The following is a 13,976-nucleotide window of genomic DNA, read 5'->3' on the forward strand; positions in this document are numbered from 1 at the left end:
ACGATCCCTACCCAGCCCTGACTAGTACTCGGCCCCGTACTCAGCCCTTGGCCAGGGTGAACTGCCCGACGTTGGTGATGCCGCGGTGGAAGAAGTCCGCGCAGCCGGTCAGGTAGTGCATGTACTTGTCGTAGATCTCTTCGCTCTGCATGGCGATCGCCGCGTCCCGGTTCGCCGTCAGGTTCTCCGCCCAGATGTCCAGGGTCTTGGCGTAGTGCGGCTGCAGCAGGTGCACCCGCTCCAGGGTGAAGTTGCTGTCGGCGGCGAGCTTCTCGATGCCTTCCACCGCGGGCAGCTGCCCGCCGGGGAAGATCTCCTCGCCGATGAACTTCATGAACTTCAGGTCGCTGATGGTCAGCTTGATGCCGTTGTCCCGGAAGAACTTCTGGGTGTGCGCCAAGATGGTGTGCAGCAGCATCCGGCCGTCCGCGGGCAGCACGTCGTAGGCCTTGGCGAAGAACGCCGGGTAACGCTCGGCCTTGAAGGCCTCGAACGCGCCGATGGACACGATGCGGTCCACCTTGTCGTCGAATTCCTCCCAGCCCTGCATCCGCACCTCGACGGTGCGCTGGGTGTCCAGGCCGGACAGCAGTTTGCGGCTGTAGGCGCTCTGGTTCTTGCTGAGCGTGATGCCGATGACGTTGACGTCGAACTTCTCCACCGCGCGCCGCAGCGCACCGCCCCAGCCGCAGCCGATGTCCAGCAGCGTCATGCCGGGTTCCAGGTTGAGCTTGCCCAGCGCCAGGTCGAACTTGGCGTTCTGCGCCTCCTCCAGCGACATGTCGTCGCGCTCGAAGTACGCGCAGGTGTACCCCATCGTCGAGTCGAGGAACAGTGCGAAGAACTCATCGGAGACGTCGTAAATCGACTGAGACTCCTCGTAGTAGGGCTCGAGTCCCGATTCTGCCTGTGCCATCTCTATTCACACCTAACTCAACATCGACTACGGCGAACTAAACAAACACCATAGAACAGCTACCTGCGATCTTCCGATTCGCGGCGATCCATTCAGTATGTGTAAAAGCCCCGGCCAGCCTTTTTGCCCAACATTCCGGCCTCCACCATCCGCTCCAGCAACGGCGGCGAGCCGTAGTGCGGCTCCTTGAACTCATCGTACATTTTGTCCGCGATCAGCTTGAGCGTATCGAGGCCGACCAGATCGGACAGCCGCAGCGGACCCATCGGGTGCGACAGCCCGGCCACCACGGCCTTGTCGACGTCCTCGACGGTGGCAAAGCCGGCCTCGACCATCCGGATCGCCGAGAGCAGATACGGCACCAGCAGCGCGTTGACGACGAAGCCGGAGCGGTCCGAGCAGCGCACCACCTGCTTGCCGAGCACACTGCCGGCGAACTCCTCGGCGCGGGCCAGCGCGGCCTCGCCGGTGACCAGGGTGCTGACCAACTCGACCAGCGGCAGCACCGGCACCGGGTTGAAGAAGTGCAGGCCGATCACCCGCTGCGGGTTCTTGGTGGCCGCGGCGATCTTCATGATCGGGATGCTGGAGGTGTTCGACGCCAGGATGGCGTCCGGGTCGTCGATGACGGCGTCGAGCTCGGCGAAGATCTTCGCCTTGACCTGCTCGTCCTCGATGACGGCCTCGATGACCAGCTGGCGGTCGGCCAGATCCTTGAGGTCGGTGGTGAACGACAGGCCGTCCAGGGCCCGGTCCCGCTCCCGCTCGGTGATCTTGCCCGCGCTGACCCCGCGCTCCAGGGACTTCACCATCCGGTTGCGTCCGGCGGTGACCAGCGCGTCGGAATTCTCGAACACCAGCACGTTGACCCCGGCCCGGGCACACACCTCGGCGATACCGGCACCCATCTGGCCGGCACCGACCACACCCACTCGCTCGATCGCTTGCGTTGTCACGTCTTTCACTTCTTTCCGCGGTTGAGGTCTTCGCCGGCGACACAACCGGCAGTTACGCCCAAGGCCCCGCCCAGAACGGGCCGGGCGGGGCCAGGGTCATTCGATTCTCAGTGGCTCGGTTCGCGAGCTGACTTGATCGTCAGCCTCAGTGGAACTGGCCCTCTTCGGTCGAGCCGGACAGCGCGGTGGTCGAGCTGTTCGGGTCGACGGTGGTGGCGATCTTGTCGAAGTAGCCGGCACCGACCTCGCGCTGGTGCTTGGTGGCGGTGTAGCCCCGCTCCTCGGCGGCGAACTCGCGCTCCTGCAGCTCGACGTAGGCCTTCATCTGCTCGCGGGCGTAGCCGTAGGCCAGGTCGAACATCGAGTAGTTCAGCGCGTGGAAGCCGGCCAGCGTGATGAACTGGAACTTGAAGCCCATCGCGCCCAGCTCGCGCTGGAACTTGGCGATGGTGTCGTCGTCGAGGTGCTGCTTCCAGTTGAACGACGGCGAGCAGTTGTAGGCCAGCATCTGGTCCGGGAACTCGCTCTTGACGCCCTCGGCGAACTTCTTGGCCAGCGCCAGGTCCGGGGTGCCCGTCTCCATCCAGATCAGGTCGGAGTACGGCGCGTAGGCCTTGGCGCGGGCGATGCACGGCTCCAGGCCGTTCTTGAGGTGGTAGAAGCCCTCGGCGGTGCGCTCACCGGTGATGAACGGACGGTCGCGCTCGTCGACGTCGCTGGTGATCAGGGTGGCGGCCTCGGCGTCGGTGCGGGCGATGACCACGGTCGGGACGTCGGCGACGTCGGCGGCCAGCCGGGCGGAGGTCAGGGTGCGGATGTGCTGCTGGGTCGGGATCAGCACCTTGCCACCGAGGTGGCCACACTTCTTCTCCGAGGCCAGCTGGTCCTCCCAGTGCGAACCGGCGACACCGGCGGCGATCATCGCCTTCTGCAGCTCGTAGACGTTCAGCGCGCCACCGAAGCCGGCCTCACCGTCGGCCACGATCGGGGCCAGCCAGTTCTCCACCGAGGTGTCGCCCTCGACCTTGGCGATCTCGTCGGCGCGCAGCAGCGCGTTGTTGATCCGGCGGACCACCTGCGGCACCGAGTTGGCCGGGTAGAGGCTCTGGTCGGGGTAGGTGTGGCCGGACAGGTTGGCGTCGCCGGCGACCTGCCACCCGGACAGGTAGATGGCCTTCAGGCCGGCGCGGACCTGCTGCACGGCCATGTTGCCGGTCAGCGCGCCGAGCGCGTTGACGAAGTCCATGTCATGCAGCTGCGCCCAGAGCACCTCGGCGCCGCGACGGGCCAGGGTGGCCTCCTCGACGACGGTGCCCTGCAGGGCCACGACGTCGGCCGGGGTGTACGTACGGGTGATGCCCTTCCAGCGGGGGTTGTGATCCCAGTCGTGCTGGATCTGTTCGGCGGACTTGGGGGTGCCAACGGTGGACACTGTGGACTCCATTCGACGAGACGGTGCTTGCAGGCTGCAAGTTGCCTCGGTGCTACCGGGATCGCCGGCTTGCTAACACCGCCGCAACTTCGCTGATGCGCTCCCAAGAGCGTGCCACGCGACATATGCGCAGGTCCACCCCATTCCGCTGCCAATTTTGGCAAGTTCAGCAACCGTCTCGCTAACTTTGCGAAGAAAGCTCTGCACTGAACCGGTTCAGCTGTTACGCGCCGGTAACATGTCCGCGCAGGTCAGCCCGGAAAAATACCGGACAACCGTACTGTTAGAGCGCGAACAGCGCCGCGACGGCCTTCACGTCGTTGCCGACGACGTATGTGAGCGTTATTACATCCCGATCGGTCAGGTCCGCCCCGAATTTGTCGGTGGACCCGGCCGGATAGACGTGCGTGAGGATCTCCAACTCGTCGCCACCGGCCACCGCAGCGTCGTGCTCGATGGTCACCCGCAGCGGCCCGGCCAGCAGCTCCGGGTGCCGATCCAGGTAGTCCTCGATGACCGTCCAGTACACCGAGTTGTTCATGTGATCCCACATGTCGATGTCGGTGACCCGCAGCGGATACGGCCGGATCTCCAGGGCGTCGTCCCGCGACCCCGCGGTGAGGTAGGCCTTCCAGCGCAACCGGTCGACGTCGGTGGTGGCCTGCAGGCCGCGCAGGAAGTCGTCGGAGATCCGGGCCGGGGTCCCGGTGTCCTTGTTGGCGTTGATCCAGAACGCCTCGGACTCCACCAGTCCACCCTTGCGGCCGTCGATGCGCACCCGCATCTCGCACCACCGGTTCGAGGTGCCCGAGCACCAGCGCCGCAGCCGCAGGATGTCGGAGAATTCGATCGGCCGGATCAGGTCGACCATGGTGCGCCGCACGATCCAGGCCGGGTGGGTGTCCTCCTGCCCCAGCTCGCGCAGATGGTCCTGCCCGACGTCCTGGATATGCCGGCAGGCGGCGTCGAACCGCAGTCGGCCGGTGCGCTCGATGTCGCCGACTCGCAGCGGCCACTCGCGTTCGAACACATCCGGATGCCCCTCGGGCACCGGCATCAGAATCTTGCCCAGTCCAGACACGGCACGCGTAGCGGTGTTGTTCTCCACGAACGCCGATCATGCCAAACCGCGCCGTAGCGCACCTCGGACCGCGCGGATTCGACCGGGCCGCGGCGGTTGCCAATGCTGCGAATTCATCGTTAACACGCAGGTAGGCTGGCCGGGTGTCCAAGACGTACGTCGGTGCGCGGGTACGCCAGCTGCGCAGCGAACGCGGCTACAGCCAGGCCGCACTCGCCCAGCAGCTGCAGATCTCGCCGAGCTATCTCAACCAGATCGAACACGATGTCCGGCCACTGACCGTCTCGGTGCTGCTGCGCATCACCGAGGCCTTCGGGGTGGACGCCACCTTCTTCTCCACCCAGGACGACACCCGGCTGATCGCCGAGCTTCGGGAGGCGACGCTGGACCGCGATCTCGGCATCGACGTCGACGTGTCCGAGGTCGCCGACATGGTGCACGCGCACCCGGCACTGGCCAAGGCGATGGTCAACCTGCACCGGCGCTACCGGCTCACCACCGCCCGGCTGGCCGCCGCCACCGAGGCCCGGTTCAACCTGAACACCGGCGGCAGCGGCACCGGGTCGATCTCGATGCCGCACGAGGAGGTCCGCGACTACTTCTACGAGCGGCAGAACTACCTGCACGAACTCGACACCGCGGCGGAGGATCTCACCGTCCGGATGCGCATGCACCGCGGCGATCTGGCCGGCGATCTGTCCCAGCGGCTCATCCAGAAGCACGGGGTGCGCATCGCCCGCCGGATCGACCTCGGCGACGACGTGCTGCACCGCTACGACCCGGACACCAAGACCCTGGAGATCAGCGGCCACCTGACCCGCGGCCAGCAGGTCTTCAAACTGGCCACCGAGCTGGGCTATCTGGAGTACGGCACACTGATCGACGCGCTGGTCGCCGAGGGCAGCTTCACCAGCGAGGAATCCCAGACCCTGGCCCGGCTCGGGCTGGCCAACTACTTCGCGGCCGCGGCGATGCTGCCCTACCGGCAGTTCCACGACGTCGCCGAGAACTTCCGCTACGACATCGAGCGGCTGTCGACGTTCTACCAGGTGTCCTACGAGACGGTCTGCCACCGGCTGTCCACCCTGCAGCGGCCGTCCATGCGGGGGGTGCCGTTCTCCTTCGTCCGGGTCGACCGGGCCGGCAACATGTCCAAACGCCAGTCCGCGACCGGATTCCACTTCTCCTCCACCGGCGGCACCTGCCCGCTGTGGAACGTCTACGAGACGTTCGCCAACCCGGGCAAGGTGCTGGTGCAGATCGCCCAGATGCCCGACGGCCGCAACTACATGTGGGTGGCCCGCACCATCGAGCGGCGCACCTCGCGCTACGGCCAGCCCGGCAAGACCTTCGCCATCGGGCTGGGCTGCGAGCTGCGGCACGCGCACCGGCTGGTGTATTCCGAGGGCCTGGATCTGTCCGGCGACCTGTCCGCCGTCGCCACCCCGATCGGGGCCGGCTGCCGGGTGTGCGAACGCGACAACTGCACCCAGCGGGCCTTCCCGGCGCTGGGCCGGGCGCTGGACCTCGACGCGCACCGGTCCACCGTCTCGCCGTACCTGGTGCGGCCCTGACCGCACACCACCCGGGCACCGATAACCGTCGGCACGCGGCTCCCGCCGGACCACGGCGCCCGCTGCGCTGTGCCACACTCGACCCTCATGAGCGACATCGAGCCCGCCCGCGTCCCGGTGAGCTCCGGCGTCCGCGACATCGGGCCGATCAACTGGCTGATCTGCCGGCTCGGCGCCCGCGGCATCCGGGCCCCGCAGTTCCACCTGTTCAACGCGCTGTCCCGGCACAGCCTGGCGTTCTGGAGCTGGCTGCCGTTCTCCGGGGTGCTGCTGTATTGGGGCCGACTGTCCCGCCAGGACGCCGAGCTGGTGATCCTGCGGGTCGGGCATCTGCGCGACTGCGAATACGAGCTGCAGCAGCACCGCCGGCTGGCCCGCTCCCGCGGCGTCGACGACGAGTTGCAGCAGCAGATCTTCGCCGGCCCGGACGCCGCCGGGCTGACCGACCGGCAGCGCGCCCTGCTGCGGGCCACCGACGAGTTCGTCATGGACCGCGGGGTGTCGGCGCCGACCTGGGCGGCCCTGGCCGGCCACCTGGATTCCCGCCAGCAGATCGAATTCTGCCTGCTGGCCGCCCAATACGACGGCCTGGCCGCCAGCATGAACACCCTCAAGCTGCCGCTGGACTTCCCGGACTAATCGCCCCGGTCCGCGGTCTCGGCGTAGCGGGCCAGCGCCTCCCGCCGTTCCTCGGCGTGGTCGACGATCGGCTCCGGGTAGCCCGGCGGCCGCCCGTCGGCCAACCGGTGCACCCGCTTGCCGGCGACCCCGCGCAGCTCGGGCACCCACCGCCGGACGTAGTCGCCGTCAGGGTCGAACTTCTCGCCCTGGCCGATCGGGTTGAACACCCGGAAGTATGGCGCAGCGTCGGTGCCCGATCCCGCGGTCCACTGCCAGCCATGCTGGTTGGAGGCCAGGTCGCCGTCGACGAGGTGCCGCATGAAGTGCCGGGCGCCCCAGCGCCACGGCAGGTGCAGATCCTTGGTCAGAAACGACGCCACGATCATCCGCACCCGGTTGTGCATCCAGCCCTGCGCCAGCAGCTGACGCATCCCGGCGTCCACGATCGGGAACCCGGTGCGGCCCTGCGCCCACGCCTCGAACAGCCGCTGGGCATCCGGGCCGGTGTCGTGGCGGATCCGGTCGAAGCGCGGGTTGTAGTTGCGCTGCGCGGTGTCCGGGCGGTCGTGGAGGACGTCGGCGTAGAAGTCCCGCCAGCACAGTTCGCTGCGCAGGGTGGCGGCGGCGTCGTCGCCGCGACCGCGCAGATCCTGCAGCACGGTGCGCGGGTGCAGGCAGCCGAACTTCAGGTACGGCGACAGCCCGGTGGTGCCGGACAGGTCGGGCCGGTCCCGATCGCGGTGGTAGCGGTCCAGACCGTCGGCCAGGAAGCTGTGCCACCGGGCCGCGGCGGCGGCCTCCCCGGCCGCGGGCAGCGCGACGGCGCCGTCGTCGGTCGGGATCGGCACCCGCATGCCGAGTCCGGCCGGGTCCAGCCAGCGCACCGTGTCCGGGCCGGTGCGGGCCGGTGCCCGCCAGCCGTGCTCCAGCCAGGCCCGCCGAAACGGGGTGAACACCCGGTAGGCGGTCCCGTCGGATTTGCGGATCCGCCCGGGTGCGACGACGTACGGCGAGCCGCTGGGCAGCAGCGGGACCGCGCCGAGCGCGGCCGCCACCGCCCGGTCGCGGCGCGACCCGTACGGGCCGAAGTCGGCCGAGATGTGCACCGCGCCGGCGCCGAGCTCGCGGGCCAGCGCCGGGATCACCGCGACCGGGTCGCCACGGGTCACCAGCAGCCGGCCGGCCAGGGCTTCGTCGAGGCGGCGCAGGCAGTCGAACAGGAAACTGCGCCGCGGCCCGGGCCGCAGCAGCACGTCGTCCAGCACGAACACCGCGGCCGCGGTGTCGGCAACGGCCAGCAGCGTCGGCAGATCCGCCAGCCGAAGGTCGCGGCGGAACCAGACCAGGTCAATCGCGCTCATGGCGCCGGTGCGCGGCCGACCGGCTAGAAGTTGATCATGTGCCCGGCCAGCCCGTGGAAGCATTCCTGCAGCGCCTCGGACAGCGTCGGGTGGGTGTGCACGTTGCGGGCGCACTCGTTGACGGTGAGATCCCACTTCTGCGCCAGCGTCAGCTCCGGCAGCAGTTCGGAGACGTCCGGCCCGATCAGGTGGCCGCCGATCAGTTCACCGTGCTTACCGTCGGCGATCAGCTTGACGAACCCGGTCGGGTCGGCCAGCCCGTGCGCCTTGCCGTTGGCGGTGAACGGGAACTTGGCCACCCGCACGTCGTAGCCCTCGTCGCGGGCCTGGGCCTCGGTCAGCCCGAAGCTGGCCACCTGCGGCTGGCAGAACGTCGCCCGCGGCATCATCCGGTAGTCACCGAGGGTCATCGTCTCGGCCCCGGCGATGGTCTCGGCGGCGACCACCGCCTGCGCCTCCGCGACGTGCGCCAGCTGCAACTTGGCGGTGACGTCACCGATGGCGTAGATGTTGGCGATATTGGTGCGCATGTAGTCGTCGACGGCGATGGCGCGACGGTCGGTCAGCGCGACGCCGATGTTCTCCAGGCCGTAGCCCTCGACGTTGGGGGCGAAGCCGATGGCCTGCAGCACCTTGTCGGCGCGCAGTTCCTCGGTGTTGCCGTCCTTGCTGACCACGACGGTGACCGCGGACCCGTCGTCGGTGATGGACTCGACCTTGGTGCCGGTGCGGATCTTCACCCCGAGCTTCTTGTACTGCTTCTCGATCTCCTTGGAGACCTCGGCGTCCTCGTTGGGCAACGCGCGGGGCAGGAACTCGACGATGGTGACCTCGACGCCGTAGTTCTTCAGCACGTAGGCGAACTCCATGCCGATCGCGCCGGCCCCGGCGATGATGATCGAGCCGGGCAGCTCGCGGGTCAGGATCTGCTTCTCGTAGGTGACGACGTTCTCGCTCAGCGCGGTGCCGGGCACCAGCCGGGTGCTGCTGCCGGTGGCGATGATGGCGTTGCCGAAGGTGACGGTCTCGGTGCCGCCGTCGTTGAGGGCGACGCTCACGGTGCCGGCATCGACGAAGGTTCCGTAGCCGTGGATCTCGGTGATCTTGTTCTTCTTCATCAGGTAGTGCACGCCGGCGGTGCGGCCCTCCGACACCTTGCGGCTGCGGTCGAAGGCGGCCCCGAAGTCGAAGCTGACCTGCCCGCTGATCCCGAAGGTCTTGGCCTCGGAGTTGAAGATGTGCGCCAGCTCGGCGTTGCGCAGCAACGCCTTTGACGGGATACAGCCCACGTTCAGGCAGACCCCGCCCCAGTATTTGGGTTCGATGATGGCGGTCTTGAGCCCCAGCTGGGCTGCGCGAATGGCGGCGACATAACCGCCGGGGCCGGCTCCGAGAACGACGACGTCATAGTGGGTCACGTCCCTCAGCCTATCGGCAGACCGGGCGTCGCGAACAGCGATCTCGGACGCACCGGCACCGCGAATTCGGCTACGGGGTCAGCCACTTGAACACGTACATGCCATACAGCGCGGCGGCACCGATTCCGGAGGCGAACGGCGCGGTCATCAGCGCCACCGCCAGCCCGGCGATCAGCGGCCTGCGCTGCTCGACCAGCGAGGTCAGCAGCGCCGCGACCGCGGCGACCACCACATAGCACAGCACCGCGAAGTCCGGCCAGATCTTGTCCGCCGCGAGGAACCACCAGCGGTAGGCGCCGACGCCGATCGCCGCCGCCACCAGCCACACCCCCGCCAGCAGCAGCCCGAACTGCCACAGCTTCACGCTCTGGTAGGCCCCCGGCACCACCATCGGCTGCGCCGGGCCGGGGTGGCGTCCCCGTCGCCCCGGCATCGCGTGCCGCGGACCGGCGGCCGACGGCTCGGGCGCCGGGTTGTCCGGGTCCGCGGTGAGACTGTCGGCGTCCAGGTCCAAGATGTTGAGGTTCTCGGTGTGGCCGTCGTCCTCGACGTCGCCGGGTGCGGCCGGCGCGACGGCGCCGGGCTCGGCGGCCTCGGGCACCGGGTCCGGTGTCCGCCACTGCAGCTGCTCGTCGGAGAACGCCCAGGCCGACACCACCGGCGCGGGTTCCTCGGCGAGGTCGGCGGGAAGCTCGGCGGCGTCTTGGGCGGCGCCCTTCGCTGGGTCCTCAGCTGCGGCTTTGGCTGAGTCCTCAGCTGAGTCCTTGGCCGCGGGCTTGGTCGCGGGCTTCCCGGCCGCGGTGTCCCCGGTCAACGGCTCGGGGTGCGGGCCGGTGTCGAAGATCGGCGCGGGGTGCGGCTCGGTGTAGGGCATCGAATCCATATCCACTGCGGGTTTGGCCGGCCGTCGGGCGGCGAGTTCCTCGGCGGTGTCGATCGGGCTATCCGGCACCGTTGACCACCTGTGCCAGCACCAGCACGGCGAACCAGCCGGGTGCCACCGAGACCAGGAACGCACCGGTGGCGGTCACCCACCGTCGGCCCGCCACCAGCACCGTGAGCACCCCGAGCACCGACGGCACCCCGAGCACCAGCCCCATCACCAGGTCGGGGCGCACCGGTGACTCGACCAATACGGCTCCGAGCACCCCGGCCAGCACGCCCGCAGCGAGGCCGAGCAGCATCACGGCGGTCAGGATGGGCGCCCGCGGCAGCGGAATCATGCCTCGACCATACGTCGCGCGGGCGGCTGCACCGCGGAACCGCGCGGCGCGCCCCGGGGACCGGCTGACCGCCAGCCGCGGCCCGGCAGCCAGAATGGCGGCATGGCCGAACACACCCCGACCGCCGCGCCCGACGATCCGCACCTGTGGCTGGAGGACATCAGCGGCGAGGCCGCGCTGGACTGGGTCCGCGCGCACAACGAACCCACCCTGGAGGAGTTCTGCGACGACGAGTTCGAGTCGCTGCGCACCGAGGCGCTGGAGGTGCTCGACACCGACGCCCGCATCCCGTACGTCCGTCGCCGCGGTGAGCTGCTGTACAACTTCTGGCGCGACGGGTCCAACCCGCGCGGGCTGTGGCGCCGCACCACGCTGGAGTCCTACCGCGGCGACGCCCCGGACTGGGACGTGCTGATCGACCTCGACGCGCTGGCGACCACCGAGGACGAGAACTGGGTGTGGGCCGGCGCCGACGTCATCGAGCCGGAGCTGACCCGCGCCCTGGTCTGCCTGTCCCGGGGCGGGTCGGACGCCGTCGTCGTCCGCGAGTTCGACATGGCCACCCGGGAGTTTGTGCCCGACGGCTTCGTCGTGCCCGAGGCCAAGACCGACATCAGCTGGGAGGACCCGGACACCGTGCTGATCGGCACGGACTTCGGCCCCGAGTCGCTGACCGACTCCGGCTATCCGCGGATGGTCAAGCGGTGGCGCCGCGGCGAGCCGCTGGAGCAGGCCGAGACGCTGTTCAGCGGGGCCGCCACCGACGTCAGCGTGGGCGCCGGCGTCGACCGCACCCCGGGCTTCGAACGCACCCTGGTGGTGCGGGCACTGGACTTTCACAACGCCGAGCGCTACGAGCTGGCCGACCGCGACTACGGCCCCAAGCTGATCCGGATCGACGTGCCGACCGACGCCTCCATCTCGCTGCACCGGCAGTGGCTGCTGATCCGGCCGCGCACCGACTGGGCGATCGGCGAGCGGACCTACCCGGCCGGGTCCCTGCTGGCCGCCGACTACGCCGAGTTCCACTCCGGCACCGTCGAGCTGCAGGTGGTGTTCACCCCCGACGAGCACACCTTCCTGGACAGCTACGCCTGGACCCGGGACCGGCTGGTGCTGGTGACGCTGTCGGACGTGACCAGCCGAGTGGAGATCGTCACCCCCGGCGACTGGTCCCGGCGCCCGGTGCCCGGGCTGGCCGACAACACCACCACCGCGATCGTCACGGCCGACGACCAGAGCGACGAGATCTTCCTGGATTCCAGCGGATTCACCAGTCCGTCCCGGCTGCTGTGCGGGTCGGTGGACGGCGAGCTCACCGAGGTCAAGAGCGCCCCGGCGATGTTCGACGCCGACAACCTCGCCGTCGAGCAGCACTTCGCCATCTCCGCAGACGGCACCCGGATCCCCTACTTCGTGGTGGCACCGCGGGATTCGACCGGCCCGAGCAAGACCCTGCTGGGCGGCTACGGCGGCTTCGAGGTGTCCTCTCTGCCGGGCTACGGCGGGGTGCTGGGCCGGTTGTGGCTGAGCCGGGGCGGCACCTACGTGCTGGCCAACATCCGCGGCGGCGGCGAGTACGGCCCCACCTGGCACACCCAGGCCACCCGGCAGGGCCGGCACCTGGTCGCCGAGGACTTCGCGGCCGTCGCCGCCGACCTCGTCGAGCGCGGGGTGACCACCGTCGGGCAGCTCGGCGCCCAGGGCGGATCCAACGGCGGCCTGCTGATGGGCATCATGCTGACCCGCTACCCGCAGCTGTTCGGCGCGCTGGTGTGCAGCGTGCCGCTGCTGGACATGCGGCGCTATCACACGCTGCTGGCCGGGGCGTCCTGGATGGCCGAGTACGGCGACCCGGACAATCCCGACGATTGGGCGTTCATCTCCGAGTACTCGCCATACCAGAACATTTCCGCCGACGCGCAGTACCCGGCACTGCTGATGACCACCTCCACCCGCGACGACCGGGTGCATCCGGGGCACGCCAGGAAGATGACCGCGGCGCTGGAGGCCGTCGGGCACCGGGTGCGCTACTACGAGAACATCGAGGGCGGTCACGCCGGCGCGGCGGACAACTCGCAGGCGGCGTTCAAGGCGGCGCTGACCTACACGTTCCTGCACCGGTTGCTGGGGTGACCCTGCGTCCGGACTGACCCGGCGTCCGGGCTGACCCGGCGTCCGGGCTGACCCGGCGCCCGGCCTGTGGATAACTGGCCCTCGGTGAGGTAACCCAACCGCCCGTCGGCCGCACAATCGGCGGATGGACGAGATCCCCGAGCGCGCCGCGGCGGAGCTGCCGTTCTCCCGCTGCCAGGCGCTGCTGGACGCCCGGATCACCCCCGGCGCGCTGCGCGGCCCGAACTACCAGCGGCTCTACCGCGGGGTGTACCTGTCGGCCGAAGTCACCCCGACGGCGGCGATCCGGGCCCGGGCGGCCTGGCTGTCCACCGGCGCGACGCTGGTCTGCGTGTCGGCCGCCGCCATGCACGGCACCAAATGGCTCAACGCCGACTGGCCCGCGCAGATCAGCCGCCGATCGCATCGCAACCAGCCGGGCCTGATCGCCTACTCCTGGCTTCCGCTGCCGCAGGAGGTGATGACCGTCGACGGTTTGCCGGTCACCACCGCGGCGCGCACCGCCTTCGACCTGGGCCGACTGCTGCCCGCCGAACGCAGTGTCGCCCTGCTCGACGCGCTGATGAACGCCACCGGGATCACCCCCGCGGAGGTGCTGCCGTTGCTCGACCGGCATCCGCGGCTGCGTGGACGGCGCCGGCTGCGGACCGCCCTGGCGCTGTGCGACCCCGGCGCGGAGTCCCCACCGGAAACCCGGCTGCGGTTGACCCTGTGCACCGCCGGGCTGCCCGTCCCGCAGACCCAGATCGAGCTGCCCTACCAACCCGGTGCACCGATTCGGCTCGACCTGGGCTGGCCGCAGTGGCGGGTCGCCGTCGAGTACGACGGCGCGCAGCACTGGGACGACCCGCGTCAACGGGCATGGGACATCGAACGCGCCGAACTGATCGAGGCGGCGGGCTGGACGGTGATCCGGGTGAGCGCGGCGATGCTGGAGCGGCCGAACGAGATCGTCAAGCGGGTGCGCGACAAGCTGCGGGCCGCGGGCTGCCCGATCTGACCCCGGCGTTTCGCGACGGTGACACTTTTGGCGGGTCCGGTGCGCGGCGGTGGCACTTCCGTCGGGCCCGGTTCGCGACGGTGACACTTTTGGCGGGTCCAGCGCGCGACGGTGACACTTCCGTTGGACCCGTTTTGCGACGGTGACACTTTTGGTCGTCAAAATCAGCGACGGTGACACTTCCGTCGGACCCGGTTCGCGACGGTGACACTTTTGGTCGTCAAAATCAGCGACGGTGACACTTCCGTTCGGCCAGCC

General features: G+C 69.3%; 12 protein-coding genes. 4 read left to right on the forward strand and 8 right to left on the reverse strand.

What is annotated here, in order from left to right:
- Positions 1–40: 40 nt before the first annotated feature.
- The 4 genes from G6N10_RS11250 to G6N10_RS11265 form a co-directional block, all read right to left on the reverse strand.
- Positions 41–916, reverse strand: a complete 876-nt coding sequence (locus tag G6N10_RS11250; RefSeq protein ID WP_085096114.1) for a cyclopropane mycolic acid synthase family methyltransferase — start codon at positions 914–916, stop codon at positions 41–43.
- A 92-nt stretch (positions 917–1,008) separates the two neighbouring features.
- Positions 1,009–1,872: a 3-hydroxybutyryl-CoA dehydrogenase gene (locus G6N10_RS11255; protein ID WP_085096112.1), complete on the reverse strand. Its 864-nt coding sequence runs from the start codon at positions 1,870–1,872 to the stop codon at positions 1,009–1,011.
- A gap of 145 nt (positions 1,873–2,017) precedes the next feature.
- Positions 2,018–3,304 carry an isocitrate lyase gene (gene aceA / locus G6N10_RS11260; protein ID WP_085096110.1) on the reverse strand — a complete coding sequence of 429 codons (1,287 nt, stop codon included), beginning with the start codon at positions 3,302–3,304 and terminating at the stop codon, positions 2,018–2,020.
- A gap of 283 nt (positions 3,305–3,587) precedes the next feature.
- Complete coding sequence (locus tag G6N10_RS11265) at positions 3,588–4,361, reverse strand: acyl-[acyl-carrier-protein] thioesterase (protein ID WP_085096213.1); 774 nt, start codon at positions 4,359–4,361, stop codon at positions 3,588–3,590.
- A 167-nt stretch (positions 4,362–4,528) separates the two neighbouring features.
- Here G6N10_RS11265 and ramB point away from each other — a divergent pair, with 167 nt between their 5' ends.
- Both ramB and G6N10_RS11275 read left to right on the forward strand, forming a co-directional pair.
- A complete protein-coding gene (gene ramB / locus G6N10_RS11270; RefSeq protein WP_085096108.1) occupies positions 4,529–5,959 on the forward strand; it encodes an acetate metabolism transcriptional regulator RamB in 1,431 nt (476 codons plus the stop codon).
- 87 nt (positions 5,960–6,046) lie between these two features.
- Positions 6,047–6,598, forward strand: coding sequence for a carboxymuconolactone decarboxylase family protein (locus tag G6N10_RS11275; protein ID WP_085096106.1), 552 nt, complete (start codon positions 6,047–6,049; stop codon positions 6,596–6,598).
- On the opposite strand, the gene G6N10_RS11280 is transcribed toward G6N10_RS11275, so the two are convergent.
- From G6N10_RS11280 to G6N10_RS11295, 4 genes are all read right to left on the reverse strand, one after another.
- Positions 6,595–7,941, reverse strand: a complete 1,347-nt coding sequence (locus G6N10_RS11280; protein WP_085096104.1) for a cryptochrome/photolyase family protein — start codon at positions 7,939–7,941, stop codon at positions 6,595–6,597. The genes G6N10_RS11275 and G6N10_RS11280 overlap by 4 nt on opposite strands.
- Before the next feature lie 23 nt (positions 7,942–7,964).
- The gene (gene lpdA / locus G6N10_RS11285; RefSeq protein ID WP_085096102.1) at positions 7,965–9,359 is read right to left on the reverse strand and encodes a dihydrolipoyl dehydrogenase; all 1,395 of its coding nucleotides are present in this window, start codon (positions 9,357–9,359) and stop codon (positions 7,965–7,967) included.
- A 70-nt stretch (positions 9,360–9,429) separates the two neighbouring features.
- The gene (locus tag G6N10_RS20420; protein ID WP_234810551.1) at positions 9,430–10,311 is read right to left on the reverse strand and encodes a hypothetical protein; all 882 of its coding nucleotides are present in this window, start codon (positions 10,309–10,311) and stop codon (positions 9,430–9,432) included.
- A complete protein-coding gene (locus tag G6N10_RS11295) occupies positions 10,301–10,582 on the reverse strand; it encodes a putative holin (RefSeq protein ID WP_085096209.1) in 282 nt (93 codons plus the stop codon). The genes G6N10_RS20420 and G6N10_RS11295 overlap by 11 nt, the downstream gene beginning before the upstream one ends.
- Before the next feature lie 102 nt (positions 10,583–10,684).
- Here G6N10_RS11295 and G6N10_RS11300 point away from each other — a divergent pair, with 102 nt between their 5' ends.
- Both G6N10_RS11300 and G6N10_RS11305 read left to right on the forward strand, forming a co-directional pair.
- The gene (locus G6N10_RS11300; protein WP_085096100.1) at positions 10,685–12,718 is read left to right on the forward strand and encodes a prolyl oligopeptidase family serine peptidase; all 2,034 of its coding nucleotides are present in this window, start codon (positions 10,685–10,687) and stop codon (positions 12,716–12,718) included.
- Positions 12,719–12,842: 124 nt separating this feature from the next.
- Positions 12,843–13,718: an endonuclease domain-containing protein gene (locus G6N10_RS11305; protein ID WP_085096098.1), complete on the forward strand. Its 876-nt coding sequence runs from the start codon at positions 12,843–12,845 to the stop codon at positions 13,716–13,718.
- Positions 13,719–13,976 lie beyond the last annotated feature (258 nt).

Origin of the sequence: Mycolicibacterium fallax, assembly GCF_010726955.1 — a bacterium.
GTDB lineage: Bacteria > Actinomycetota > Actinomycetes > Mycobacteriales > Mycobacteriaceae > Mycobacterium > Mycobacterium fallax.

What these genes read in the sequence shown, in the direction of transcription:
- G6N10_RS11295 (WP_085096209.1), bottom strand. Translation starts at nt 10,582, where the DNA reads ATGATTCCGCTGCCGCGGGCGCCCATCCTGACCGCCGTGATGCTGCTC.
- G6N10_RS11300 (WP_085096100.1), top strand. Translation starts at nt 10,685, where the DNA reads ATGGCCGAACACACCCCGACCGCCGCGCCCGACGATCCGCACCTGTGG.
- G6N10_RS11265 (WP_085096213.1), bottom strand. Translation starts at nt 4,361, where the DNA reads ATGCCGGTGCCCGAGGGGCATCCGGATGTGTTCGAACGCGAGTGGCCG.
- G6N10_RS11305 (WP_085096098.1), top strand. Translation starts at nt 12,843, where the DNA reads ATGGACGAGATCCCCGAGCGCGCCGCGGCGGAGCTGCCGTTCTCCCGC.
- G6N10_RS11280 (WP_085096104.1), bottom strand. Translation starts at nt 7,941, where the DNA reads ATGAGCGCGATTGACCTGGTCTGGTTCCGCCGCGACCTTCGGCTGGCG.
- G6N10_RS11250 (WP_085096114.1), bottom strand. Translation starts at nt 916, where the DNA reads ATGGCACAGGCAGAATCGGGACTCGAGCCCTACTACGAGGAGTCTCAG.
- G6N10_RS11275 (WP_085096106.1), top strand. Translation starts at nt 6,047, where the DNA reads ATGAGCGACATCGAGCCCGCCCGCGTCCCGGTGAGCTCCGGCGTCCGC.